This is a genomic window from Streptomyces albofaciens JCM 4342 (assembly GCF_008634025.1).
Lineage (GTDB): Bacteria > Actinomycetota > Actinomycetes > Streptomycetales > Streptomycetaceae > Streptomyces > Streptomyces albofaciens.
The window spans coordinates 3,348,301-3,372,357 of record NZ_PDCM01000002.1 but is presented as its reverse complement, the minus strand read 5'-3'; the positions used below and the strand labels follow the sequence as shown (position 1 = coordinate 3,372,357).

18 protein-coding genes are annotated in these 24,057 nt (G+C 72.5%); 3 read left to right on the top strand and 15 right to left on the bottom strand.

From position 1 onward, the window contains the following. Positions 1–40: 40 nt before the first annotated feature. Complete coding sequence (locus CP973_RS34515; protein ID WP_030586921.1) at positions 41–574, bottom strand: alkyl hydroperoxide reductase; 534 nt, start codon at positions 572–574, stop codon at positions 41–43. A 37-nt stretch (positions 575–611) separates the two neighbouring features. Further along, positions 612–1,166: a peroxiredoxin gene (locus CP973_RS34510; protein ID WP_030586925.1), complete on the bottom strand. Its 555-nt coding sequence runs from the start codon at positions 1,164–1,166 to the stop codon at positions 612–614. Between the two features lie 361 nt (positions 1,167–1,527). On the opposite strand from CP973_RS34510, the gene CP973_RS34505 reads away from it, so the two are divergent. Then, a complete protein-coding gene (locus CP973_RS34505; protein WP_150247854.1) occupies positions 1,528–1,869 on the top strand; it encodes a histone-like nucleoid-structuring protein Lsr2 in 342 nt (113 codons plus the stop codon). Positions 1,870–2,412: 543 nt separating this feature from the next. Next, positions 2,413–3,369, top strand: a complete 957-nt coding sequence (locus tag CP973_RS34500) for a LysR substrate-binding domain-containing protein (RefSeq protein ID WP_150247852.1) — start codon at positions 2,413–2,415, stop codon at positions 3,367–3,369. A 78-nt stretch (positions 3,370–3,447) separates the two neighbouring features. Here CP973_RS34500 and CP973_RS34495 read toward each other — a convergent pair whose 3' ends face one another. From CP973_RS34495 to CP973_RS34460, 8 genes are all read right to left on the bottom strand, one after another. Next, on the bottom strand, positions 3,448–5,823 hold the full coding sequence (locus CP973_RS34495) for an FtsX-like permease family protein (RefSeq protein ID WP_150247850.1): 2,376 nt from the start codon (positions 5,821–5,823) through the stop codon (positions 3,448–3,450). A 57-nt stretch (positions 5,824–5,880) separates the two neighbouring features. Beyond that, positions 5,881–8,325 carry an FtsX-like permease family protein gene (locus tag CP973_RS34490; protein ID WP_150247848.1) on the bottom strand — a complete coding sequence of 815 codons (2,445 nt, stop codon included), beginning with the start codon at positions 8,323–8,325 and terminating at the stop codon, positions 5,881–5,883. 61 nt (positions 8,326–8,386) lie between these two features. Beyond that, positions 8,387–9,076, bottom strand: a complete 690-nt coding sequence (locus CP973_RS34485; RefSeq protein WP_150247846.1) for an ABC transporter ATP-binding protein — start codon at positions 9,074–9,076, stop codon at positions 8,387–8,389. Continuing rightward, positions 9,073–9,597, bottom strand: a complete 525-nt coding sequence (locus tag CP973_RS34480; RefSeq protein WP_003982738.1) for a PadR family transcriptional regulator — start codon at positions 9,595–9,597, stop codon at positions 9,073–9,075. Before CP973_RS34480 ends, CP973_RS34485 begins: the two co-directional genes overlap by 4 nt. 85 nt (positions 9,598–9,682) lie before the next feature. Further along, positions 9,683–12,100, bottom strand: coding sequence for an ABC transporter permease (locus tag CP973_RS34475; protein ID WP_150247844.1), 2,418 nt, complete (start codon positions 12,098–12,100; stop codon positions 9,683–9,685). Continuing rightward, positions 12,097–12,783 carry an ABC transporter ATP-binding protein gene (locus CP973_RS34470; protein ID WP_150247842.1) on the bottom strand — a complete coding sequence of 229 codons (687 nt, stop codon included), beginning with the start codon at positions 12,781–12,783 and terminating at the stop codon, positions 12,097–12,099. Before CP973_RS34470 ends, CP973_RS34475 begins: the two co-directional genes overlap by 4 nt. Before the next feature lie 224 nt (positions 12,784–13,007). Further along, a complete protein-coding gene (locus CP973_RS34465) occupies positions 13,008–13,346 on the bottom strand; it encodes a type II toxin-antitoxin system antitoxin (RefSeq protein ID WP_150247840.1) in 339 nt (112 codons plus the stop codon). After that, positions 13,343–14,320 (bottom strand): SPFH domain-containing protein, encoded by a 978-nt coding sequence (locus CP973_RS34460; RefSeq protein WP_150247838.1) that lies wholly within the window; start codon positions 14,318–14,320, stop codon positions 13,343–13,345. Before CP973_RS34460 ends, CP973_RS34465 begins: the two co-directional genes overlap by 4 nt. A 280-nt stretch (positions 14,321–14,600) precedes the next feature. Here CP973_RS34460 and CP973_RS34455 point away from each other — a divergent pair, with 280 nt between their 5' ends. Next, positions 14,601–16,847, top strand: coding sequence for a transglycosylase domain-containing protein (locus tag CP973_RS34455; protein WP_150247836.1), 2,247 nt, complete (start codon positions 14,601–14,603; stop codon positions 16,845–16,847). Between the two features lie 82 nt (positions 16,848–16,929). On the opposite strand, the gene CP973_RS34450 is transcribed toward CP973_RS34455, so the two are convergent. The 5 genes from CP973_RS34450 to CP973_RS34430 form a co-directional block, all read right to left on the bottom strand. Next, positions 16,930–18,393 carry a catalase gene (locus CP973_RS34450; RefSeq protein WP_150247834.1) on the bottom strand — a complete coding sequence of 488 codons (1,464 nt, stop codon included), beginning with the start codon at positions 18,391–18,393 and terminating at the stop codon, positions 16,930–16,932. Positions 18,394–18,544: 151 nt separating this feature from the next. Then, positions 18,545–20,734 carry a SpoIIE family protein phosphatase gene (locus CP973_RS34445; RefSeq protein ID WP_150247832.1) on the bottom strand — a complete coding sequence of 730 codons (2,190 nt, stop codon included), beginning with the start codon at positions 20,732–20,734 and terminating at the stop codon, positions 18,545–18,547. Positions 20,735–20,781: 47 nt separating this feature from the next. Then, complete coding sequence (locus CP973_RS34440; protein WP_150247830.1) at positions 20,782–21,465, bottom strand: class I SAM-dependent DNA methyltransferase; 684 nt, start codon at positions 21,463–21,465, stop codon at positions 20,782–20,784. A 282-nt stretch (positions 21,466–21,747) separates the two neighbouring features. Further along, complete coding sequence (gene fomD / locus CP973_RS34435) at positions 21,748–22,473, bottom strand: cytidylyl-2-hydroxypropylphosphonate hydrolase (protein ID WP_425282049.1); 726 nt, start codon at positions 22,471–22,473, stop codon at positions 21,748–21,750. Positions 22,474–22,566: 93 nt separating this feature from the next. Further along, positions 22,567–23,979 carry a class II fumarate hydratase gene (locus CP973_RS34430; RefSeq protein WP_150247827.1) on the bottom strand — a complete coding sequence of 471 codons (1,413 nt, stop codon included), beginning with the start codon at positions 23,977–23,979 and terminating at the stop codon, positions 22,567–22,569. Between the last annotated feature and the right edge of the window lie 78 nt (positions 23,980–24,057).

The following is a 24,057-nucleotide window of genomic DNA, read 5'->3' as shown; positions in this document are numbered from 1 at the left end:
TGTCGTACCGGTCGGGTGCCGTCGGGCACCCCCGGGTCACCTACTCGGCGAGGGTGGCCTCGGCGTCGAGGGTGGCGCCGACGGCCTGGAGGACGGAGGCGATCTTGATGGCCTCAAGGATCGTCTCGCGGTCCACGCCGGCCTTGCGCAGCACCTGCTCGTGCGAGTCCAGGCACATGCCGCAGCCGTTGATGGCCGAGACGGCCAGCGACCACAGCTCGAAGTCGACCTTCTCCACGCCCGGGTTGCCGATGACGTTCATCCGCAGGCCGGCGCGCATCGTGCCGTACTCGGGGTCCGACAGCAGGTGCCGGGTCCGGTAGAACACGTTGTTCATCGCCATGATGGCGGCGGCGGACTTGGCCGCGGCGTAGGCCTCGTCGGAGAGGTTGGCCTTGGCCTCCGGCTCCAGCTCGCGCAGCACCTTCGGCGAGCGCGAGGCGATCGCGCAGGCCAGAACGGTGCCCCAGAGCTGCTGCTTGGGCAGCTCGCTGTTGCCGATGACCGAGCCGAGGTTCAGCTTCAGGTCCTTGGCGAAGTCCGGGATCGCGGACTTCAGCTCGTCGAGAGCCATGTCAGATCAGCCTTCCAGTTCCGCTGTTCGCCGCAGTTCACTCGCCCGCGAGCAGCGCGACCGGGTCGAGGGTCTCGTCGCCCTTGCTCCAGTTGCAGGGGCACAGCTCGTCGGTCTGCAGGGCGTCCAGGACCCGCAGGACCTCCTTGGGGTTACGGCCGACGGAGCCGGCGGTCACCATGGTGAACTGGATCTCGTTGTTCTGGTCCACGATGAAGACGGCGCGCTGCGCGAAGCCGTCCTCGCCCTCGATGCCGAGCGCGCGCATCAGCTCGTGCTTGGAGTCGGCCAGCATGGGGAAGGGCAGGTCGGTCAGGTCCGGGTGGTCCTTGCGCCAGGCGTGGTGCACGAACTCCGAGTCACCGGAGAAGCCGAGGATCTGGGCGTCGCGGTCGGCGAACTCGTCGTTCAGCTTGCCGAAGGCGGCGATCTCGGTGGGGCAGACGAAGGTGAAGTCCTTGGGCCAGGCGAAGACGATCTTCCACTTGCCCTCGTAGGTCTTGTGGTTGATCTGCTCGAACTCCTTGCCCTTCTCCAGGGAGACGCAGGCGGTCAGATCGAACTCGGGGAACTTGTCACCGACAGTGAGCACAGGCTCTCCTTCGTGTGCCGTAAGTCCTGATACAGGGCTTACGCGAGGGGTTGGACGGTTCCCTACACTGCCACAGGCCTCATTGATCAGTGAAATAGCCAGATCGAGAAGCGTTGATCGGTACTGGCTATCAGTCGCGCGTGAGGGGTGGGGTGGGAGGTGGTGACTGGGGTGGAAGGGTGCGCGAGATGCGGGTGAGGTGTTCCAGGTCGGGCAGGCTCGTGCACAACAATGCCGGATCGGTCGAAAAGGGACGGGAATCCGGGGAATCCACCGGCTATCCCCGAAACGATGTTCCCCGGATCGTGCACCTCGCCAAAGCTTCGCCCCATCGCGAGCCGCGAGACGTACAATCACCCGCATGGCACAGAAGATCGTCACTATTTACACGGATGACCTCACCGGGGAAGAATCCTCGGAGGTCGCCACGCACTCCCTCGCGGTCGACGGTATTGCTTACGAGGTCGACCTCGCGCCGGACAGCTACGACAAGCTGCTGGAGGCGATCGGCCCGTTCCTGAAGGCCGGACGCCGTACCGGACGTATGAAGACGGGTGCCGGGGCGCGCAAGAGCGGCTCCTCCTCGGGTTCGGGCGAGACCGCGAAGATCCGCGCCTGGGCCAAGGAGAACGGCTATGAGGTGAACGAGCGCGGTCGCGTGTCGGCCGAAATCCGTGAGGCGTACCAGAACGCCAACAAGTAGGACCCCGCGGCATCGGCGACGATGCCGCCGCCGTGGCCCCTTTCGCCGCTGTCCGGGGCGCGGCCTGCTGAAAGGTGCTGGTGGCAGCCGGTGCGCCGGGGAAACGGCGACGGCTGCCACCGCCCGAAATGCGGCTGATTGCGGCCGTGGAAAAGCCGGAACCGCACGATTCGCGAACGGTACGCGCCGAGCGGATCCGTTTCCGCGACGGCCTCGTTACGAGGTGTCCGTGTGGCGTGTGTGCCGCCGTGCCCGCAAAATGCGCGGCCCGCCTCTGAAGAATCCGGCGCGGGCCGGCCGGGCGGCAATCCCGGAGCCGGCGGGCCGACGGCGAAAAAGACTGGGGGAATCCCTGGAGGCCGGAATGTACGGTCGCCGGCCGCCCCGGTGGACGCCCGCGGACACCGCCTTGAAACCGGGCGGTAACCCGCCGTGGCAATTGTCCGGCAGCCCGCCCGCCGGAACCCGCCGCGGAAATCTCCGGTCCGTGGAGCGCGTCCGGACGCCATTAGACTGGACGGTCCTGATCGGAGGTGGCTATCGGTGGCGTCCCCCACGAATGCCGGGACCCGTCCGCGACAGCCCAGTCTGGCGCAGCTGCGGGCCTTTGTCGCCGTGGCCGAGCACCTGCACTTCCGCGAGGCCGCGGCCGAGATCGGCATGAGCCAGCCCGCACTGTCCGGCGCCGTCTCCGCGCTGGAGGAGGCCCTCGGCGTACAGCTGCTGGAACGGACCACCCGCAAGGTGCTGCTCTCGCCGGCCGGGGAGCGGGTCGCGGCCCGGGCCCGTACCGTCCTGGAAGCGGTCGGTGACCTCATGGAGGAGGCGGAGGCGGCCCGCGCGCCGTTCACCGGCGTGCTCCGGCTCGGGGTGATCCCGACCGTCGCCCCGTACCTGCTCCCGACCGTGCTGCGGCTCGTCCACGACCGCTACCCGGACCTCGACCTCCAGGTCCACGAGGAGCAGACCGGCTCGCTGCTGGACGGCCTCCAGCAGGGCCGGCTCGACCTGCTGCTGCTGGCGGTCCCGCTGGGCGCCCCGACAGTCACCGAACTGCCGCTCTTCGACGAGGACTTCGTCCTGGTCGCGCCCCAGGACCACTGGCTGGGCGGCCGCGGGGACATCCCGCGGGAGGCCCTGAAGGACATGGACCTGCTGCTGCTGGACGAGGGCCACTGCCTGCGCGACCAGGCGCTGGACATCTGCCGGGAGGCGGGCCGCGAGGACGGCGCGCCGGTGACGACCAGCGCGGCCGGACTGTCCACCCTGGTGCAACTGGTCGCGGGCGGCCTGGGCGTCACACTCCTGCCGCGCACCGCGCTGCGCGTCGAGACCGCGCGCAACGACCAGCTGACGACCGGCTACTTCGCCGACCCGGCACCGTCCCGGCGGATCGCCCTGGCGATGCGGTCCGGCGCGGCACGCCAGAGCGAGTTCGAGGAGTTCGCGGCGGCGCTGCGCGAGGCGATGCGGGGGCTTCCGGTACGGATCGTGGAGTGAGGCGGGCGGGGCGGCCCCGCAGGCAGCATGTCCGCCCGCCCCCGCCTACTCCGTACGCGGCATGTCCGCCCGCCCCGCCTATTCCGTACGCAGCCCGTCCGGCCGCATCATCCGCCACAGCGGCGGCAGGCTGAGCGCCGTCACCGCGAGGATCACCGCCCCGGCCGTACCGGTGAGGGCGGCGATTCCCGGCCAGTCCGGCAGCGCCGGCTTGCCGACCAGGTGCAGCAGCACAAGGCCGAGGCCCAGACCGCAGCCGACGGCCAGCGCCAGCCCGAGGACGACGGGGACGGCGGTCTGCCACAGCACCGACCGGCCGAGCGTGCGGCGCGGGGTGCCGAAGGCGTCCAGGGCGGACAACAGCCGCCTGCGCTCGCGGAGTTGTTCCAGTACGGAGATGAGCAGGCCCGCGCCGATGAGGCACAGCACGCCCACCGCGCCCGACTGGAGCGCCGAGCCGACGATGTCGTACACGCCGGGTTCCCGCAGGCCGCCACCCGGTGCCGACACGTGCAGCAGCGGATCGACGCGCGCGGCCGCGTTGCGTACGTACTCGACCGCGTCCGGGCGGCCCGGGTCGAGATGGACCTCGGCCTCGGCGACCGGGGCCCGCAGCAGCGCGGGGTCCAGGGCGCCGGGTGTGGCCAGGATCTTGGTCTGCGCCAGGGAGAAGAAGTTGGCGCGCGGGGCGACGGTGCGCGCGGTGTGCGGAAGCGTCCAGGTGGTGGGGTTGCGGGCGGCCTCCGGGCCGGAATCGGGGGAGATGACCAGCCGCGCGCCGGGAGCCGGGAGGCGTGGCGCTTCGGAGTCGGCGGGGTCGTCCGGAATGCCGCTGCCCCGGCTGAGGAACGCGTCGCCGTCCGCGCACCGGTCGATACGGGCCAGCCTGCGCAGCGCGCCGCAGTCGCCGACGGCCAGCGCGTAGGACTCCCTGACGGTCCCCGCGTCCGGGTCGGGCCTGCCGCTCGACAAGGGCTCCGCGCTGTCGAGCAGCACACCGTACGCGTTCCGCACGCCGGTGGTGCCCCGCAGCCGCTGGAACACCTCGGCGGCAGGGGTGTCGAGCCGGTGTCCGTACCAGGTGCCGACCTGAACCTGGTGCGCGTCGGACGGCCGGTACGACTGGTACGACAGCGACGGGTCGGTGGTCCGCACGCCCGCCAGCAGCAGTTGCACCGCGACGGCTCCGGCGACCGCCACGGTGATGCCGCTGACCGAGCGCGCCGCCGCGGTCGTGCTCAACTGGAGGCGCCGCACGGCCAGTTGCCAGGACGGCGCGCCGCCCCCGCCGAACCGGGAGACCACCGCGTCCAGCAGCCACGGCAGCACCGCCGCCACGCCCAGCAGGAGCAGCGAGGTGCCCGCGACCACCTGGGCCCCGGCCCTGGTGCCCACGATCGCCGCGTCACCGGCCGCCTTCGGCCACAGCAGCGCGACGCCCGCGGCGGGAAGCAGCAGCCGCCACCACAGACGGCGCCGTACCGCCGGTGCGGAGCGGGTCACGCCGAGCGGTTCGACCGTGACCCGGCGCATCGTGAACAGCGCGACGCCGACCGAACAGGCCGGCACGGCCACCGCGACGAGCGCCGTCAGCCACGGGTCGGGCACCACGTCGGAGGGGAAGACGCCGAGGCCCAGCACCCGTATCCGTGCGACCGGGTAGCGGACCGCGAGGAAGAGGGCGGCGCCCGTGAGGAGGCCCAGCAGCGATCCGGCCAGGGCCTCGCCGGCCGCGATCCGCCGGGTCGTGGCCCGGTCGGTGCCCACCAGCCGCAGCGCGGCCAGCCGCCGGTCGCGGCGCTCCCCGCCGAACCGCACGGCCACCGCGATGAACACGGCCACCGGGGTGAGCAGCGCGGCGCATCCGACGAGGACGGTCAGCAGCACCACCGGTTTGCCGGCGGCGGCCTCCCCGGAGTCGTGCGGGTCGAGGCCGCGGCCGAAGCCCTGGAGCCGCGTCACACCGGAGCCGGTGCCGGTGAGCCGGTCCGTCCCCTGGTAGTAGGCCAGTTCACCCGGGCCGGCCAGCCCCTCGTCGCCGATCCGCCCCACGACGCGGACGCCGGGGAAGCGGTCGCGCAGCAGCGTGCCGTCCGGGGAGGCCAGCAGGTCGGCGAGGGCCGGTGAGACGACCATCTCGCCGGGGTCCGGCAGCCGGGTCACGCCGGGCGGCAGGGCGGGCCGGCCGCCGTCGGGCTGCACCAGCCGGCCGCGTACGGGCTGCCGCCGATAGGTGGTGTCGGTCTCGGCGACCAGCAGCGAACGGGCGCTGGGACGGGTGCCCTCGAACACCCCGTCGGAGCGGGCGTTGTCGCGTGCGACCGCCGTGGCCACGGCGTGCGGGACGGCCGCGGCCAGCAGCAGGACGGCGACGCCCAGCCCCACGCCGAGCGCGGTCAGCGCCGTGCGGAGCCGGCCCTCCCGCCCGCCGTCGACGGCGAACCGTACGCCCATGGAAAGATCACGGCACCAGCGCCGGGCCCGGTGCCGTCGGGATTCCCCCACCTGCGTTCACTCCGTCCGTAGGCCGTCCGGCCGCATCATCCGCCACAGCGGCGGCAGGCTGACCACCGTCACCAGCAGGATCACCGCCGCCCCCGCGCCCGCCATGCCCGCCACCACCGGCCAGTCCACGAACACCGCACTGTCGATCAGCGACAGCAGCAGGGCGCCCAGCGCCAGCCCGCCGCCGACGGCGAGCAGCAGGCCCAGCACGACGGGGATCGCGGTCTGCCACAGGACCGACCAGCCGAGCGTGGCGCGGCGGGTGCCGAACGCGTCCAGCGCCGCCAGCAGGCGCCGGTGCTCGTACAACTGCTCCACGGTGGAGATCACCAGGCCCGCGCCGATCAGCAGCAGGGTGACCACCGCGCCGATGAACAAGCCGGTGCGCAGACTGTCGTACTGCCCGTCGTGCTGGTTCTCGGCCCGCGCGATCACGCCCAGCGTCGGGTTGATCCGCGCGGCGGTGGTACGGATGTGCTCCACCGCGTCCGGCGTGCGCGGGTCGTAGCGGACGCTCAGGTGCATGAGGGGCTGGTGCATCCGGCCGACGTCCACCGCGGACGGGGTGATCAGGATGCCGTGGGTGGTCAGACCGTCGTCGTCGGCCTTCGCCCGGACCGGGCGCGCCGTGGCGGGCAGCGTCCACGGCTGCGGGGGGCGGACGGGGCCGACGCCCTCGGGCGGGTCGAGGTTGAGCCGGGCGCCCGGCCGTACGAAGGCGCGGTCCTCCAGGTTGTCGGTGAAGAAGACGTCGCCGTCCCGGCAGGAGCCGAGGTCGGCGATCAGGGCCAGTTGGGCGCAGTCGCCGACGGTGGCGAACACACTGTCCGCCATCCGGAAGTCGCTGCCGTCCACGTACCGGCCGCGGTCGTCGGCCGCCGCGACGGTCGAGTCGATCGTGCCGCCGGCGGTACGGACCCCCTCGGTGCCGCGCAGCAGCGTGAGCGCGTGCCGGACCTGCGCCCAGCCGTCGGTCCGCCCGGTCATCTCGACCACCGGGCTGTTACGGGCGTAGGCCCCGGCGAAACCGGCCTGCATGCCGGTGAAGGTCATGTGGACGGCGATGGCCCCGGCGACCGCGACGGTGATCCCGGCGACCGCGCGGGTGGCGGCGCCGCTGTTCAGCTGGAGGCGGCGGGTGGCCAGCTGCCAGGGCACCGGGCCGCCGCGCAGCCGCCGGACCACCGCGTCGACCAGCCACGGCAGCAGCGCCGTGACGCCGAGCAGCAGCAGTGTCGCGCCGGTGGCCAGCCAGATCGTGTTGAGCGGGCTGTCCACCCGGCCGACGTCCCGCGAGACCGTCACCAGCAGCCCGGCACCGGTCAGCGGCACCAGCGGCCGCCACCACAGGCGCCGCCGCACCGGCGGCCGGTTGCGGACGACGCCCAGCGGCTCGACCGTCACCCCGCGCTGCGCGAACAGCGTCACCAGCACGGCGGCGGCCGGCACCAGCACCGCGATCAGCGCGGCCAGCAGCGGGTCCGGCACGATGTCCGACGGGAAGACGTTGATGTCCCACAGCGTCACCACCGAGGCCAGCTGCCGCCCGCCGAGGAAGAACCCGGCGCCCAGCAGCAGGCCCGCCAGCGAGCCGAGCAGCGCTTCCCCGGCGGCGATCCGGCGGGTCGTGCGGACGTCCGCGCCGACCAGGCGCAGCGCGGCGAGCCGCTGTTCGCGGCGCTCGTTGCCGAACCGTACGGACGTGCCGATGAAGACCATGACCGGCGTCAGCAGCGCCACGCACGTCATGATGACCAGCACCACCGCCGGGGCCCGCATCGGGCGCTGGACGAACTCCATCCCGAAGTGGTCGATGCGGTCGGCCCCGCGCTGTTCGGACAGCGCGGAACTGCCCGCGAGATAGGTCAGTTCGGCCGGGCCCCGCAGCCCGTCGTCACCGATCGTGCCCACCACGCGGTACGGGAGCCGTTCGCGCAGCGCCCTGCCGCCGGACGAGTCCAGCAGTTCCTTGAGGGCGGGGGAGACCAGCATGGTTCCCGGGCGCGGGAGTTCGGCGACGCCCGGCGGCTTCGGCGGGCGGGTGCCGTCGGGCCGTACCAGCCGGCCGCGAATGTCCTGGTGGTGGAAGCGGGTGTCCGCGCGGGCGTACAGGAGCGTGTTGTCGGCGGGCCGCGGCGCGTGCGCCTGCCCGAGGTTCTCGCGCGCCTTCTCCCGGCCGTGCCAGGAGTCGAGCAGGGAGGGCACGGACGCGCCGAGGAACAGGACGGCGACGCCGAGACCGACACCGACGGCGGTCAGGGCCGTACGGACCCAGCCCTCCCGGCCGCCGCTCGCGGCGAAGCGCAGGCCCATGACCAGGTCGCGGAGCCAGGCGGCGGGACCCGCGGGCGGGGAGTCGGGCATGGCCGGGAGCGTAGGTCCGGCGGCTTCGCTCGACGGGACGCCGCGTCCGGCGGGTGCGCCGTTGGTACGGGGGCCGAGCAGCGTCATCCGGACGCGCTGCCGATCGGGGCGCCGCCGGGACCGGAGGGCGGACGGGCGTCGGACGGGCTCATATCAGGCCCGCCAGCATGTCCTTCACCTTGCCGTCGCGGACGACGATCTCGCGGTCGGAGTAGGCGGCGACGCGTGCTTCGTGGGTGACCAGGACGACGGCCGCGTTGGTGTCCCGGGCGGCATCGGTCAGCAGGGACATCACGCGCTCGCCGTTGAGGGAGTCGAGGGCGCCGGTGGGCTCGTCGGCGAAGATCACGCGGGGGCGGGCGGCCAGCGCGCGGGCCACCGCGACGCGCTGGCCCTGGCCGCCGGAGACCTCGCCGGGCCGGCTGCCCGCGGTGTCCTCGACCTCCAGGCGCTCCAGCCACTCGCGGGCGTGCCGCTGCGCCTCCTTGCGCTTGACGCCGTTCAGGCGCAGCGGCAGCGCCACGTTCTCCAGGCAGGTCAGTTCGGGGACCAGCTGGCCGAACTGGAAGACGAAGCCGAAGTCGGAGCGCCGCAGGGCACTGCGCTGGGCGTCGTTCATGCCCGTCACGTCGTGGTCGCCGTAGCGGACCGTGCCGGAGTCCGGCAGGACGATGCCCGCCAGGCAGTGCAGCAGGGTCGACTTGCCGGAGCCGGAGGGGCCCATGACGGCGACGACCTCGCCCGGGTGGATGGAGAAGTCCACCCCGTCCAGCGCGGTGGTCCGCCCGAACGCCTTGTGCAGCCCCTCGGCGGCCAGCAGCGATCCCGCGGGCGTCACGAGCCGATCACCGCGGCCAGCTTGTCCAGGCGCGCGGCCGTCAGCTCCAGCCAGCGCAGGTCCGCCTCCAGGTGGAACAGGGCGTGGTCGCAGATGAGCTGGTCGGCGAGGTCGCCCTTGCGCTTGCGCTCGGTCAGGCCGCGCATCAGCCGCAGGTGCTCGGTGCGCTGGGTGTCCAGCAGCTCGGCGGCGTCCCGGCCGGTGAGCAGGGCCAGCACCACCTTGGTGTACAGCGTCGACTGGAGGTACGGCTCGGGCTTCTCGGGGCGGGCCAGCCACTGGGCGACGTCGGTCACGCCGGCGTCCGTGATGGCGTACCGCTTGCGCTCCGGACCCGCGCCCGCCTCGACGCCGTCCACCTCGACGAGACCGTTCTTCAGCAGCCGGGACATGGTCGAGTAGACCTGTCCGTAGTGCAGCGGACGGTCGTGGCCGAAGTGCTCGTCGAACGCGCGCTTCAGGTCGTAGCCATGGCGGGGGCCGGACTCCAGGAGGCCCAGCAGCGTATGACCGATTGACATGCGGACCACCTTACTTCGTCGGTACAGCCGTGGTGTATACGTGCGGTGCATAGCGCCGCCGGGCCCGGGCCCGGCGGCGCTCGGCTCACTCCGTACGCAGCCCGTCCGCCCGCATCATCCGCCACAGCGGCGGCAGGCTGAGCAGCGTGACGAGCAGCACCAGCCCGGCACCGAACAGCGGCAGCGGCCACACCACCGACCACGCGACGCCGGTCTTGTCCGCCAGGCCCAGCAGCACCCGGCCGAGCCCGATGCCGCCGGCCACCGCCAGCGCCAGGCCGAGCACCATCGGAATGGCGGTCTGCCACAGCACGGACCAGGCGAGTGTGCCGCGCCGGGTGCCGAAGGCGACCAGGACCGACAGCAGACGGCGGCGTTCGCGCAGCTGTTCCAGGGTGGTGACCAGCATGCTGGCGGCGATCAGCGTCATGGTCGCCACCGACGCGATCAGCAGGCCGTTGCGGACGCTGACGAAGCGCCGGTCGTCGCTGGTGTCCACGAGCTGGAAGGCGTTGGCCGTCACGTCGATGCGGGCCGCGGTGTTGCGGGCGTGCTCGGCGGCGTCCGGGACGGACGGGTCGAGCCGCACCATGGCCCGCGCCGTGGGGTCGGGCAGCTTCCTGACGTCGATCGCGCCCGTGGTGGCGAACAGGCCGGTGTTCTGCTCACCGGACGGGTCGGGCCGGGCGTCGACGGGGCGGATCGTCCGGGGCAGGGCCCAGGGGCTGGGCCGTCCCTTGAGCTTGCCGTTCTCGTCGAAGTCGTTGAGCAGCACGGTGGCGCCGGGGGACGTGACCTTGGGCAGGTTCTCGTCCATGTAGGAGCCGGGACCGCCCTTGATCAGGAAGACGTCGCCGTCCCGGCACGGGCCCGGCCGGGCGATCTCCTGGAGGGTCTCGCAGCTGCCGACGGTGAGCGAGGTGCTCAGCGGGAGGCCGCCCTCGTCCCGTTCCGGACCGGGGGAGACGACCCGCGAGTTGATGGTGGCGATGACGCCGCTGACGCCCTTCGTCCCGTTGAACGCGTCGATCATCTCCTGCGTGCCGGCGCCGTCCCGGGCCGGGAGCATCACCTGGAGCTGTGCCCGCGACGCGTCCTGCCCGGTGGGCTTTGTGTAGTCGTCGCCGACGGCGGTGAACAGCATCTGCAACGCGATGGCACCGGCCACGGCGACGGTGATGCCGCTGACCGCGCGGGCCGCGCTGCTGCTGCTCAGCTGGAGCCGGCGGGTGGCCAGCTGCCAGGGGACCGGGCCGCCCTTGAAGCGCGCCACGACCGCCTCCACCAGCCAGGGCAGCAGCATCGTCAGGCCGAGCAGCGTCAGCACCGCGCCGCCGCCGATCATGTACGTGTTGACCGAGCCGGTCTTCTTGTCGACCGTGCCGAACGCCGCCAGCACCACCAGGCCGATGACCGGGATCGGCAGCCGCCACCACAGCCGCCGGCGGCGCGGCACCGCGCTGCGGACGACGCCCAGCGGCTCGATGGCGATGCCGCGCAGCGCGAGGACCGTCACGACGACGGCGGACGCCGGCACGGCCAGCAGGATCAGCACGGCCAGGGCGGGCACCGGCGACAGGTCGCTGGGAAAGGCGTTGAGAGTGCTGATGTCGACCGCGCCGATGAACTGCCGGCCGAACAGGAACAGCCCGGCGCCGACGGCGAGCCCGAACAGCGAACCGAGCAGGGCCTCCCCGGCGGCGATCCGGCGCGCCATGTGGTTGTCGGCGCCCACCAGCCGCAGCGCGGCCAGCCGCCGGTCGCGCCGCTCGCCGCCGAAGCGGACGGCGGTGGCGATGAAGATGGCCACCGGCATCAGCAGCACGACGCAGCCCACCAGGATCAGCACCATCAGAACCGGGTCCATGCCGGGGGACTGGACCTGCCACCCGTAGGTGTCGGCGCGGTTGGTCCCGTTCCCGTCCTTCAGGACGAGCTGGTCGCTGCCCGCGTAGTAGAAGTACTCGCTGGGGCCGATCAGACCGGCTGTGCCGATGGTGCCGACCACGCGATACGGGAGCCGGTCGTGCAGCAGCTTGCCGTCCGGCGACTCCAGGAGCTCCTTCAGGGCGGGGGAGACGACCGCCTCGCCCGGCCCGGGCACCTTGTCCACGCCGGGCGGCAGCGCGGGGTGGCCGCCCTCCGGGCGCAGCAGCACGCCGTCCACGCTCTCGCCGCGGAACTGGGAACCCACCCGGTGGAAGAGGAAGGAGCTGTCGGAGCGCTGCGCCTGCTGCTCCCCGAACTCGATGTTGCGCGCGTTGCTGCGCTCGGCGCGGTTGGCCAGCAGGTTCGGTACGGAGGAGGCGCCCAGCAGCAGCGCCACGCCCAGGCCGACGCCGACGGCGGTCAGCGCCGTACGGACCCAGCCCTCGCGGCCGCTGCCGACCGCGAAGCGCATGCCCATGACGAGGTCGCGCACCCACACGGCGAGCCCGGCCGGGGCCTTGCCGGACGGTTCCCGCTGCTCCGTGGGGCCGGGGCGGTGCTCAAGGGCGGTCATGCCAGACCCGCCATTTCCCGGGCCTTGCCGTCGCGGACGACGATCTCGCGGTCGGAGTAGGCGGCGACGCGTGCTTCGTGGGTGACCAGGACGACGGCGGCGCTGGTGTCCCGGGCCGCGTCGGTCAGCAGGGACATCACGCGCTCGCCGTTGAGGGAGTCGAGGGCGCCGGTGGGCTCGTCGGCGAAGATCACGCGGGGGCGGGCGGCCAGCGCGCGGGCCACCGCGACCCGCTGGCCCTGGCCGCCGGAGACCTCGCCGGGCCGCTTGGCCCCGACCTCGCCGACCTCCAGCCGCTCCAGCCACTCCAGCGAGCGCTCCTCGGCCTCCTTGCGCTTGACGCCGTTCAGGCGCAGCGGCAGCGCCACGTTCTCCAGGCAGGTCAGTTCGGGGACCAGCTGGCCGAACTGGAAGACGAAGCCGAAGTCGGAGCGCCGCAGGGCGCTGCGCTGCGCGTCGGACATCCGGGTCAGGTCGCGGGAGCCGTAGAGCACGCTGCCGGAGTCCGGGCGGATGATCCCGGCCAGGCAGTGCAGCAGGGTCGACTTGCCGGAGCCGGAGGGGCCCATGACGGCGACGACCTCGCCCGGGTGGATGGAGAAGTCCGCGCCGTCGAGCGCGGGGGTCGAGCCGTACGCCTTGTGCAGCGCGCGGGCCGTGAGCAGGGAACCGGCCGGGGTCATACGAGGGCCTCCGGAAGTACGGGCAGGGGTGGTCCGGACGGCGGCGGCCGACGCCGCTGCCGGGGGCGCCGAAGCCGTACGGATACGGTGCGCGGCCGCCCCGAGGGACCTGCCCCAATGGACATGCCACACACTACATGGTGTGTATACCCATGGTGTATAGCCGGGGAAAAGGGTGCCGGGGACCCCGCCCGCGCACGGGCCGGGCCCCCGGCCTTTGGCTCTCACTCCCGCGGTCCGGCGCCCTCCGGGCCCGGCGGCTCCTCGTCCCCCGCCGGCTCCCGCGGCTGCGCCGGCTTCGGCGGCCGCCCCCGCCGGGGCAGGCCGCCCGCGCCCTTCGGCAGCCGGCCGGCGTCCGCCAGCGCCTTCCGCAGCAGGAACTCGACCTGGGCGTTGGCGCTGCGCAGTTCGTCGTCGGCCCAGCGGGCGAGCGCGTCGTGCACCAGCGGGTCGAGCCGCAGCAGCATCTGCTTGCGCCGCTGCGCCGCCCGCCGCTTCGGCGCCTGCCCGCCGTCCCCGGGGCCGGTGGCCCCGGTCGCGTCCTGGGAGCCGCCCTCGCTCACTGGTAGAGGGAGCCGGTGTTCAGTACGGGCTGGGCGGCCCGGTCGCCGCACAGCACCACCATCAGGTTGCTGACCATGGCCGCCTTACGCTCCTCGTCCAGTTCCACGATGTCCTGCTCGCTGATGCGGGCCAGCGCCTGCTCGACCATGCCGACCGCGCCCTCGACGATCTGCTGGCGGGCCGCCACCACCGCGCCGGCCTGCTGCCGCTGGAGCATCGCCGAGGCGATCTCCGGAGCGTACGCGAGGTGGCTGAAGCGGGACTCGATGATCCGTACGCCCGCGGCCTGCACCCGGGCGGTCAGCTCGACGGCCAGCTTCTCGGTGATCTCCTCGGCGTTGCCGCGCAGCGACAGCGCGTCCTCGTCGTGCGCGTCGTACGGGTACTCGATCGCGATGTGGCGTACCGCCGCCTCGGTCTGGGTGGCGACGAACTCCAGGAAGTCGTCGACCTCGAAGAGCGCCTGCGCGGTGTCCTCGACCTGCCACACGACGATGGAGGCCAGCTCGATCGGGTTGCCGTAGGCGTCGTTGACCTTCAGGACCGCGGTCTCGTGGTTGCGCACCCGGGTGGAGATCTTGCGGTCGGCGGTCAGCGGGTTCACCCAGCGCAGGCCGTCCTCGCGGATGGTGCCGACGTAGCGCCCGAAGAGCTGGATGACGCGGGCCTCGCCCGGGGCGACCATCTTCACGCCCGTCATGCAGAACAGCGAGCCCACCATCAGCAGGACGCCGACGATGATCAGCGGGACGCCCGCCGCCTTGTGCCCGTTCGAGGCGAGCACGCCGCCACCGATGATCATGCCGAGCCCGGCGAACGCGCCGAGGACGGTGAGCAGCAGGCCCAGGCCGCCCGGGATGCTGTGCGCCGGTGTCTCGCGGACCTGCGGGCGGGGCATCTCCGGCGCGTCGGCCGTGAGCTGCGCGCCGTCGCCCGCCCCGTCGTTGCCGCCGGCCGGTGTCTGGTCGGACATGTCTCTCCCCGTTTCTGGTGGGCCGTGCCCGGGCTGCCGCGCACAAGGCGCCGCGGCCCGGGCCGTACTGGTCGGTGGTACTAGCGCAACCCTAGCAAAGTGATAGCACTTTAAGAGGGTACTCAGCCGGGTGCGGCATCCTTGACCGGAGGTTCCCCCAGGAACGGGTGCTCTTTGTCACGTCGGCAAAAGCCTTGATCGATGAGCATTTGTCGACAGATGCGGTGTTAGCTTCGTGAGCTGAGTTATTGGGGGCGGAACGACTGGAGTTGCGGGAGCGATGGGGCGAGCGGACGCGAGACGGGCGGCGCAGGGACGTAACCGCCGGGCGAAGCCGAAGGCCAAGAAGGGCGGCATACGCCGCTTCTTCACCTGGAAGAAGCTGCTCGGGGCCTTCCTCGGCGTGTGCCTGCTGGGCATCCTCGGCTTCATCGGCCTGTACCTGTACGTGGACGTGCCCGACCAGGGCAACGCGGCGGCCACCACCCAGAGCAACGTCTACAAGTACGCCGACGGCTCCGTCATGGCCCGCAAGGGCGCGGTGAACCGCGAGACGGTCAAGATCGACGAGATCCCCGAGCACGTCCAGCACGCCTTCGTCGCGGCCGAGAACAAGACCTTCTACCAGGACTCCGGCGTCGACCTGCGGGGCACGGCGCGCGGCATCCTCAACACGCTCATGGGCCGTGGCAAGCAGGGTGGTTCCACCATCACCCAGCAGTACGTCAAGAACTACTACCTGAGCCAGGAGCAGACGGTCAGCCGCAAGCTCCAGGAGATCGTCATCTCCCTCAAGGTCGACAACAAGATGGACAAGAAGGACATCCTTGCCGGCTACATGAACACCAGCTACTACGGCCGCGGCGCGTACGGCATCCAGGCCGCCGCCCAGGCGTACTACGGCGTGGACGTGGGCAAGCTGACCGTCAGCCAGGGCGCCTACCTGGCCTCCCTCCTCCAGGCGCCGAGCCAGTACGACTGGGCCATCGCCTCCGCCGGCGGCAAGGAACTGGTCCAGAAGCGTTGGGCGTACACGCTCGACAACATGGTCGAGATGAAGTGGCTCAGCCCCGAGGACCGGCGGAAGCAGACGTTCCAGCAGCCCATCAAGCCCAAGCCGCTGCCCGGTGTGGCCGGCCAGATCGGCTACTTCATCAACGCCGCCAACGACGAGCTGATCCGCAAGGGCGTCGACGAGAAGGAACTCGCGGCCGGCGGCTGGACCATCACCCTGGGCATCGACAAGAAGAAGCAGCAGGAGCTGGAGAAGGCGGTCAAGAACAAGCTGACCGACGACCTCAAGCCCGACGTCCGCAAGGTGGACCGGGACGCCCAGCTCGGCGCCGTCTCGGTCGACCCCGAGTCCGGCCACGTGGTCGCCATGTACGGCGGCGCGGGCTACACCAAGCACTACACGAACAACGCCACCCGGGCGGACTTCCAGCCCGCCTCCACGTTCAAGCCGCTGATCTTCGCCTCCGCGCTGGAGAACCACGCCAAGACCCAGTCCGGCGTGCCGATCACCCCCGGCACGGTGTACGACGGGCGCAACCGGCGCCCGGTCGTGGGCGGCACCAAGCCGTTCGCCCCGCCGAACGAGGACGAGCGCACCTACGGCCGGATCACCGTCCAGCAGGCGACCAACAACTCCGTCAACTCCGTCTTCGCGCAGATGGGCGCCGACGTGGGCCTGGACGAGGTCAAGAAGACCGCGGTCAGCCTCGGCATGGACGGCAGCCGGATGGACGTCCAGCCCGCCATGACGCTCGGCACCATGGGCGCCAGCCCGCTCCAGATGGCCGGTGCCTACGCCACCCTCGACCACCACGGCAGGAAGGTCACCCCGGCCCTGGTCAAGAAGGCGGAGCACGGCTCGCAGGAGACCGAGCTGCCCGACCCGATCGGCTCCCAGGTGCTGACCCGCAACACCGCCGACACCGTCACCTCCGTGCTGCGCGGCGTGGTCAATGACGGTACGGCCAAGGAAGCCATCGGCAACACGGACTACCAGGCCGCGGGCAAGACCGGCACCTCCGACGACAACAAGTCGGCGTGGTTCGTCGGCTACACGCCCAAGCTGGTCACCGCGGTCGGCATGTTCGGCGAGGAGTCCAAGGGCGGCAAGCAGGTCACGCTCAAGGGCACCGGCGGTGGCGGGCGCGTCAACGGCGGCGGCTACCCGGCCAAGGTCTGGGCCGCCTACACCGCCGCCGCGATCGGCGACAACACCGGGGCCAAGTTCGACCTCGAAACGGACCTCGGCGCCGGATCCGGCCCGGCCAACACGCCGCCGCCGAGCAACACGCCCTCGCACACCCCGTCCCAGACGCCCTCGCAGACGCCGTCCCAGACCCCGTCGCAGACGCCGTCCCACACGCCGTCGCAGACGCCGTCCCGGACCCCGTCGCACTCGCCGTCGCGGACGCCCTCGAAGCCCCCGGAGACGCCGCCCGCCTCCCCGCCGACGGCCGGCACCGGCGGCAACGGCAACGACGGCCGCCCGCCCGGCTTCGAGGACCTGGGCTGATCCGGCGTCCGGCGCCGACGGCCGTGGCCCCCACCTGCGAGGTGGGGGCCACGGCCGTTTTCCGTCCCGGCCGCGCTCCGGCTCAGTTGCCGTCGAACCGCGCGGCGATCCGGTCCCCGAGCGCCTTGTCGACATTGCGCCAGTACTGGAAGGCGCGCAGCAGCACCGGCCGGCTCACCCCGTTCGACAGGTGCCCGACCACGTTGTTCACCAGCCGCTCGCGCGCCGCGTCGTCCAGCACCTGGCGCACCTGGGTGCCCGCCTGCCCGAAGTCGTCGTCGTCCCGGCGCAGCTTGTACGCCTCGCGCACCATCTCGCCCGCCGCGTGCCAGCCCGCCGGGTCGCCGAAGTTCTGCGTGTCGGCGGCCGGCCCGCCGTAGGAGTTGGGCGCGTACGGCGCCGCCGCGCGGGACGGCTCGTAGCGCATCGGGCCGTCCTTCGCGTACGAGGTCACCGTCGAGTGCGGGCGGTTGGGCGGCAGCTGCGTGTAGTTCGGGCCGATGCGGTAGCGGTGGGTGTCCGGGTACGAGAACAGCCGGCCCAGCAGCATCTTGTCCGGCGACGGGCCGATGCCCGGCACCATGTTGGACGGCTCGAAGGCCGCCTGCTCGACGTGGACGAAGAAGTCCTCCGGATTGCGGTCCAGCGTCATCCGGCCGACCTCGATCAGCGGGTAGTCGGCGTGCGGCCACACCTTCGTCAGGTCGAACGGGTTGAAGCGGTAGTCCGGCGCGTCGTCGAACGGCATGACCTGGACGTACATGGTCCACGAGGGGGCGTCCCCGGCCGCGATCGCCGTGTACAGGTCGCGGCGGTGCACATCGCCGTCCTCACCGGCCAGCCGGTCCGCCTCCTCCTGTGTCAGGAACTCGATGCCCTGGTCCGTCTTGATGTGGTACTTGATCCAGAACCGCTCGCCGCCGCCGTTGATCCACATGAAGGTGTGCGAGCCGTAGCCGTTCATGTGGCGGTATGTCTTCGGGATGCCGCGGTCGCCCATCAGCCAGGTGACCATGTGCGCCGACTCCGGCGACAGCGTCCAGAAGTCCCACTGCATGTCGTGGTCGCGCACCCCGCTGTCCGGGCGGCGCTTCTGCGACCGGATGAAGTCCTGGAACTTGCTCGGATCCCGCACGAAGAAGATCGGCGTGTTGTTGCCGACCAGGTCGTAGTTGCCGTACTCGGTGTAGAACTTCAGCGCGAAACCGCGCGGGTCGCGCCAGGTGTCCGGCGAGCCCTGCTCGCCCGCCACCGTCGAGAAGCGGGCCAGCATCTCCGTGCGCCGCCCCGGCTGGAAGAGGTCCGCCTTGGTGAACTGGCTCACGTCGTTGGTCACTTCGAAGAAGCCGTACGCGCCGCTGCCCTTGGCGTGCACCACCCGCTCGGGCACCCGTTCCCGGTTGAACTGTGCCATCTTCTCGATCAGGTAGTGGTCCTGGAGCAGCAGCGGGCCGTCGGAGCCCACCGAGAGCGAGTGCTCGTCGCTCTCGACCGGGATGCCGGCGTTGGTCGTCGTACGCGGGACGTCGTGCGCGGAGCTGGTCATGGCGGTGCGCCTCCCGGTGGTGGGTCGTCAGTCCCTTGCCACCCCAGAAGTCAACTCCGCCGACGCCGTGTCGGCAACCGTTGGACGCCGTCCAGTTCGGGACGAAGTCCGGGCGCCGGTACGCCTGTTGGCGGCCCGGCGTCCGCTGTCCTCACTGCGTGCCTCCGAACGGCATGGACAGCTCGAACCACACCACCTTGCCCGTGCTCAGCCGCGTCGCGCCCCAGCGCCGGGCCATCCGGTTGACCAGGTACAGGCCGCGGCCGCCCTCGTCGGACGGGCGGGCCTGCCGCAGCCTCGGCAGCTGCGGCACATCGTCGCCGACCTCGCAGCGCAGCACGTCCGTGCGCAGCAGCCGCAGCGTGATGGGCCGCTCCGCGTACCGTACGGCGTTCGTCACCACCTCGCTGACCAGCAGCTCCAGCTGGTCGGTCAGCTCCTCCAGGCCCCACCGGGACAGCGCCCGGCGGGCCAGGCGGCGGGCCTGCCCGGCGGTCTGCGCCTTCGGGTCCAGGTACCAGTAGGCGACATCGCTCGGCGCGATGCCGTCGAAGCGGGCCGCCAGCAGCGCGATGTCGTCGTCGCGGTCGCCGGGGCCGAGCATGTCCAGCACCTCGTCGCACAGCGGCTCCAGCGGCGGCGGATTGGGCCCGGTCAGCCGCGCCGTCTCGGTCAGCCGCTCCCGCAGCTGCTCGATGCCGGTCCACACGTCGCGGATGCGGGACTCCACCAGGCCGTCCGTGTACAGCACCAGTGTGGCGCCCGCGGGCGCGTCCAGCTCCACCGCCTCGAAGTCCACCCCGCCGACACCGATCGGCGCGCCCGGCGGCACCTTCAGCACCTCCGCGCGCCCGCCGCGGTGCAGCATCACGGGCGGCGGGTGCCCGGCGTTGGCGACCATGATGCGGTGCGCGACCGGGTCGTAGACCGCGTACAGGCAGGTCGCCATCCGGTCCGAGCCGAGCCGCTGCGCCTGCTCGTCGAGGTGGTGCAGCACTTCCTGCGGCGGCAGGTCCAGCCCGGCGAGGGTCTGCGCGGTGGTGCGCAGCTGGCCCATGATCGCCGCCGAGGTCATCGAGTGCCCCATCACGTCACCGACGACCAGCGCCACCCGGCTGCCGGGCAGCGGGATCGCGTCGTACCAGTCACCGCCCACCCGGGCCGTCTCGGCGGCCGGCAGATAGCGGCTGGCCAGCCGCACCCCGGTGGGCTGCGGCAGCGAGTCCGGCAGCATCGTGCGCTGGAGGGCGTCCGCGATGTACGCCTCGCGCCCGTACAGCACCGCCTTGTCCACGCCCAGCGCCGTGTGCGTGGCCAGCTGCGCCGCCACCAGCAGGTCGTCCGCCTCGAAGGCCGGGCGGTCCGGGCGGCGCAGGAACACCGCCGCGCCGATCACCCGGCGCCGCCCGCGCAGCGGCGCCAGGATCACCCGGTGCCCGGCCGGCAGCTGGGTGAGCGGGCCGAGCAGCTCCGGCAGTGCCGCGCGCGCCGCCTGCACCTCGCCGAACAGCGGCCGTACGCCGCGCAGCACCTCCGCCAGCGGCCCGCCCGGCAGCACCTCGGACAGCTCCGCAGCGCTGCCGCCCATCGCCGGGCTCAGGTCCGGCTGCGCGGGCAGCATCGGCAGCCGCCCGCCGTTGGTGTCCGGCTCCTCGGGGATCCGGTCGGTACGGCGCAGCCGCAGCACCACCGGGCCGGTCGGCCGTTCGTCGCCCACCGGCAGCGGATCGCGCAGGTAGACCAGGATGGCGTCGGCGAACGTCGGCACCGTCGCCCGGCACAGCCCCAGCACGATCTCGTCCAGGTCTATGCCGCGCGCGATCCGCCGGGTCGCCGCGCCGATGAAGCGCAGCCGGTCGCCGCCCGCCTGACGCGCCGCCAGCACCTCGCCGCTCTCGGCGGGGTGCGCGGAGCGCGCGGGCGGCGCGGCCGGTCCCGCGGCCTGCTCGGACGCCCGCGCGGGCGCGTCGCCGCGCGCGCCGGACTCCACCGGCACGCCGTGCGGCGCGGCGGGCGGCGGGACGGTGGGCGTTCCCTCGGGGCACGGGCGCGGCCGGCCGACGCCGCCGGCGGTGCCGCCGTCGCCGGGCGCCTGCCAGGACGTGCCCCCGGCGTCGGCGGCGGGCTCCTCGGAGCGGTTGTCCGCGGTGTGCGCAGAATCGTCACCGCGCGGTGCCGCGGGAGACATGTCAGCCACCTCGGCCGGCCCGTGGGGCGTGGGCCGCCCCGGGAGACCGCCGGGACCGGCGGCCGCGGTGTACGGCGCCCGGTGCGGGGTCGCCGAGGACGCGGCAGGCGGGGCGGCCTGCCGCGGTTCGTGGGAGGTCGGGTGCTCCGTCACGCGTGGGATTCCATCCGTCCGGGGCTGCGCGCGTGGCGCGCCGCGTCTCAAGCGCGTCGCAGGTGCAGGAAGAGCTGGATTTCGGGTGGGGTGTCCGTACTGGCCGGGGCATACGCATACGAGTCCTCCCCGGTGACTTCGAAGCCCGCGTCGTGCACGACCTGGCGCAAGTCGTCCCGCAGGTAACCCGATACCCGGATCGTGCTGCCCAGGAACGGAATCGGGCAGTCGTCCAGATCGGCTTCGACCATGGCCAGCACCAGCAGCCCGCCCGGCCGCAGCAGCGAGTGCAGCATCCGCAGCGTGAACGGGATCTCCGCGCGGGGCAGCATCAGCAGCGAGAAGAAGGCGGTGACCCCGTCGAAGGAGCCGGGCCCGCCGAGCTCGCCGTGGCGCAGGTCGGCGATGTCCAGCCGGTGGAACTCACCCGCCGGAACGTTCTCCCGTGCCAGGTCCACCATCGCGGGGGACAGGTCCACCCCGACGACCGAGTGCCCCGCGTCCGCCAGCTGACGGGCCGTCGGCAGCCCCGTACCGCACCCGAGATCCAGCACCCGGGACCCGGGCGGCAGCGCGGCCGCGAGCCGGGCGCCCGCGGCGAGCTGGCCGTCCTTGTGCGGGAAGGCCTCGTCGTAGCGGTCGCCGATCGCGTCGAACGCCTCCGCCTGCCCCGCCCGGTCCAGGACTAACCCGTTCAGGCCCTCGTATCCGTCGTAGCCTTCAGCGCTCACGACCTCGCCTCTCCTGCGACCGCGGTCAAGTTCGGGCTCCGGCGCGGGAGCCGCCTCCGTGCAGTTCCGTGCAGTCTTGAGTTACGCCTGTGCAGTCTTGTGGAGGACGATCCTACGGTTGATCCCCAGGGGCGCATCAAGGGGGCTCACTCGCCCGCCACACGGCGGCCCGGCCTGCTCACCGGGGCGGGCGGACGCGCCCCTGCACCAGGGAGCGCGCCCGGCTGCCGCCGGGGCGGCGCGTCCGCCGTACCGGACGGACCGCGCCCCGCGCGGGAGAACTCACGCCCGCGTATCCGATGCGGGCACCGGCCGGTCCCAGTCCTCCGGCAGCCCCGGCACCTCCCACGCCGGGTCCGGCCGCCAGTCCTCCCAGCCGCCGCCGAACGGCACCCCCCACGCGCCGATGTGCTCGACCGCCGCGCGGCCCGCCGCCCGTACGTCCGCCGCCAGCGCGGGCGGCATCAGCCCGTCCCGCTGCGCCTGCGCGAATTCGTCCTCGTCCCGCCACTCCCAACGCCGGTCCGGATACACGCAGATGTCCAGGAAGTGGTCCTGGGAGTCGATGCCGCCCGTCCAGCGGCGGCGCGGCTCCTCCAGATTCACGTACCAGTTCTTGAAGTGCCAGCCCGGCTCCCAGAACAGCCACACCGACCAGGGGTCGTGCGGCCGGGCCAGTTTCAGCACCCCGGTGCCGAACCACTGGTCGAACGCGGTGCGCCGGGGCTTGGTGTACCGGGTGGCGAGCGGCTCGCGGTGGACGGGCGTCCCGTCGGCCAGCACCGGCTTGACGCAGGGCGTGCCCGGGGCCATCCACACCGCGAGCAGCTCGTCGGTGTCCTGGACGACGGTCATCGGGCGGCAGATGTGGATGCCGTCGCCGGCGTTGTCGCGGTACCGCCACAGAATCCGGTCCCCGGGCGCCCAGCGCCCCGCCCGCTCCGCGGCGGCCCGCGCGTCCCCCGCCCCGGCGGCGCCCTTCCTCGTCTCCACCATGTCCGCTGTCATGCGCAGATCTTAGTGGCGTACCGGTGGCCGCGCCGTGACGCAGGACGCACGGTCCGTTACGGACGGGGGCGACGCTACGGGAGTGCCCGCGCCTTACGGACGTGTCATCCGCAGCACGTCCAGCGCCTCGTCCAACTGCTCCTCGGTCAGCAGCCCCTTGTCGACGTACCCCGACTCGATGACCACCTCGCGAATGGTCCTGCGCTCCGCGAGCGACTTCTTGGCGACCTTCGCCGCCTCCTCGTACCCGATGTACTTGTTGAGCGGCGTGACGACGGAGGGCGACGACTCGGCGTACTCCCGGGCCCGTTCGGCGTTGGCGGTGATCCCGTCGATCGTGCGGTCCGCCAGCAGCCGCGTGACATTGGCCAGCAGCCGCACCGACTCCAGCACGTTCTTGGCGATGACCGGCAGCATCACGTTCAGCTCGAAGTTGCCCGCGGCGCCCGCCACGGCCACCGTCGTGTCGTTGCCGGTGACCTGCGCCGCCACCATCAGCGCCGCCTCCGGCAGGACCGGGTTGACCTTGCCCGGCATGATGGACGAACCGGGCTGGAGGTCGGGCAGATTGATCTCGGCGAGGCCGGTGCGCGGCCCCGAGGACATCCACCGCAGATCGTTGGCGATCTTCGTCAGGCCGACGGCGATGGTGCGCAGCTGCCCGCTGGTCTCCACGATCGCGTCCCGCGCGCCCTGCGCCTCGAAGTGGTCGCGCGCCTCGGTCAGCGGCAGCCCCGTCGTCCGCGCCACCTCGGCGATCACCGCGGCGGGGAAGCCGGGCGGGGTGTTGATGCCGGTGCCCACGGCCGTACCGCCCAGCGGCAGTTCGGCCAGCCGCGGCAGCGCGGCCCGCAGCCGCTCCACGCCGTAGCGGACCTGCGCGGCGAAGCCGCCGAACTCCTGGCCGAGCGTGACGGGCGTCGCGTCCATCAGGTGGGTACGGCCCGACTTCACGACCTCCTTGAACTCCTCCGCCTTGCGCTCCAGGGCGGCCGCCAGGTGCTCCAGCGCGGGGATCAGGTCGTGGGTGACGGCCGCGGTCGCCGCGATGTGGATCGAGGAGGGGAAGACGTCGTTGGACGACTGGGAGGCGTTGACGTGGTCGTTCGGGTGCACGTCGCGGCCCAGCCGCTCGGAGGCGAGGGTGGCCAGCACCTCATTGGTGTTCATGTTCGACGACGTACCGGACCCGGTCTGGAAGACGTCGACGGGGAAGTGCTCGTCCCACTTCCCGTCCGCGACCTCGGCCGCGGCCTCCTGGATCGCCCGCGCGACGTCCTCGTCCACCACCCCGAGCTCGGCGTTCACCTTGGCCGCCGCCGCCTTGATCCGCGCCAGCGCCTCGATGTGCGCCCGCTCCAGCCGCTGCCCGGACACGGGGAAGTTCTCCACCGCGCGCTGCGTCTGCGCCCGCCACTTCGCCCGGGCCGGCACCTTCACCTCGCCCATCGAGTCGTGCTCGGTCCGGTACTCGCCGTTGTCGCCGCTCAGGCCGTTGTCACTCATACCTTTGTCAGTGCCCGGGAACGGCGGTCTGTTCCCGGGCACCGGCACGTTTCGTCCGTCAGGCGGTACGCGCGCGGC

What these genes read in the sequence shown, in the direction of transcription:
- CP973_RS34490 (WP_150247848.1), bottom strand. Translation starts at nt 8,325, where the DNA reads ATGACGCTGCTCGGCCCCCGTACCAACGGCGCACCCGCCGGACGCGGC.
- CP973_RS34430 (WP_150247827.1), bottom strand. Translation starts at nt 23,979, where the DNA reads ATGAGTGACAACGGCCTGAGCGGCGACAACGGCGAGTACCGGACCGAG.
- CP973_RS34495 (WP_150247850.1), bottom strand. Translation starts at nt 5,823, where the DNA reads ATGGGCGTACGGTTCGCCGTCGACGGCGGGCGGGAGGGCCGGCTCCGC.
- CP973_RS34470 (WP_150247842.1), bottom strand. Translation starts at nt 12,783, where the DNA reads ATGACCCCGGCCGGTTCCCTGCTCACGGCCCGCGCGCTGCACAAGGCG.
- CP973_RS34460 (WP_150247838.1), bottom strand. Translation starts at nt 14,320, where the DNA reads ATGTCCGACCAGACACCGGCCGGCGGCAACGACGGGGCGGGCGACGGC.
- CP973_RS34505 (WP_150247854.1), top strand. Translation starts at nt 1,528, where the DNA reads ATGGCACAGAAGATCGTCACTATTTACACGGATGACCTCACCGGGGAA.
- fomD (WP_425282049.1), bottom strand. Translation starts at nt 22,473, where the DNA reads ATGACAGCGGACATGGTGGAGACGAGGAAGGGCGCCGCCGGGGCGGGG.
- CP973_RS34515 (WP_030586921.1), bottom strand. Translation starts at nt 574, where the DNA reads ATGGCTCTCGACGAGCTGAAGTCCGCGATCCCGGACTTCGCCAAGGAC.
- CP973_RS34450 (WP_150247834.1), bottom strand. Translation starts at nt 18,393, where the DNA reads ATGACCAGCTCCGCGCACGACGTCCCGCGTACGACGACCAACGCCGGC.
- CP973_RS34455 (WP_150247836.1), top strand. Translation starts at nt 14,601, where the DNA reads ATGGGGCGAGCGGACGCGAGACGGGCGGCGCAGGGACGTAACCGCCGG.
- CP973_RS34475 (WP_150247844.1), bottom strand. Translation starts at nt 12,100, where the DNA reads ATGACCGCCCTTGAGCACCGCCCCGGCCCCACGGAGCAGCGGGAACCG.
- CP973_RS34480 (WP_003982738.1), bottom strand. Translation starts at nt 9,597, where the DNA reads ATGTCAATCGGTCATACGCTGCTGGGCCTCCTGGAGTCCGGCCCCCGC.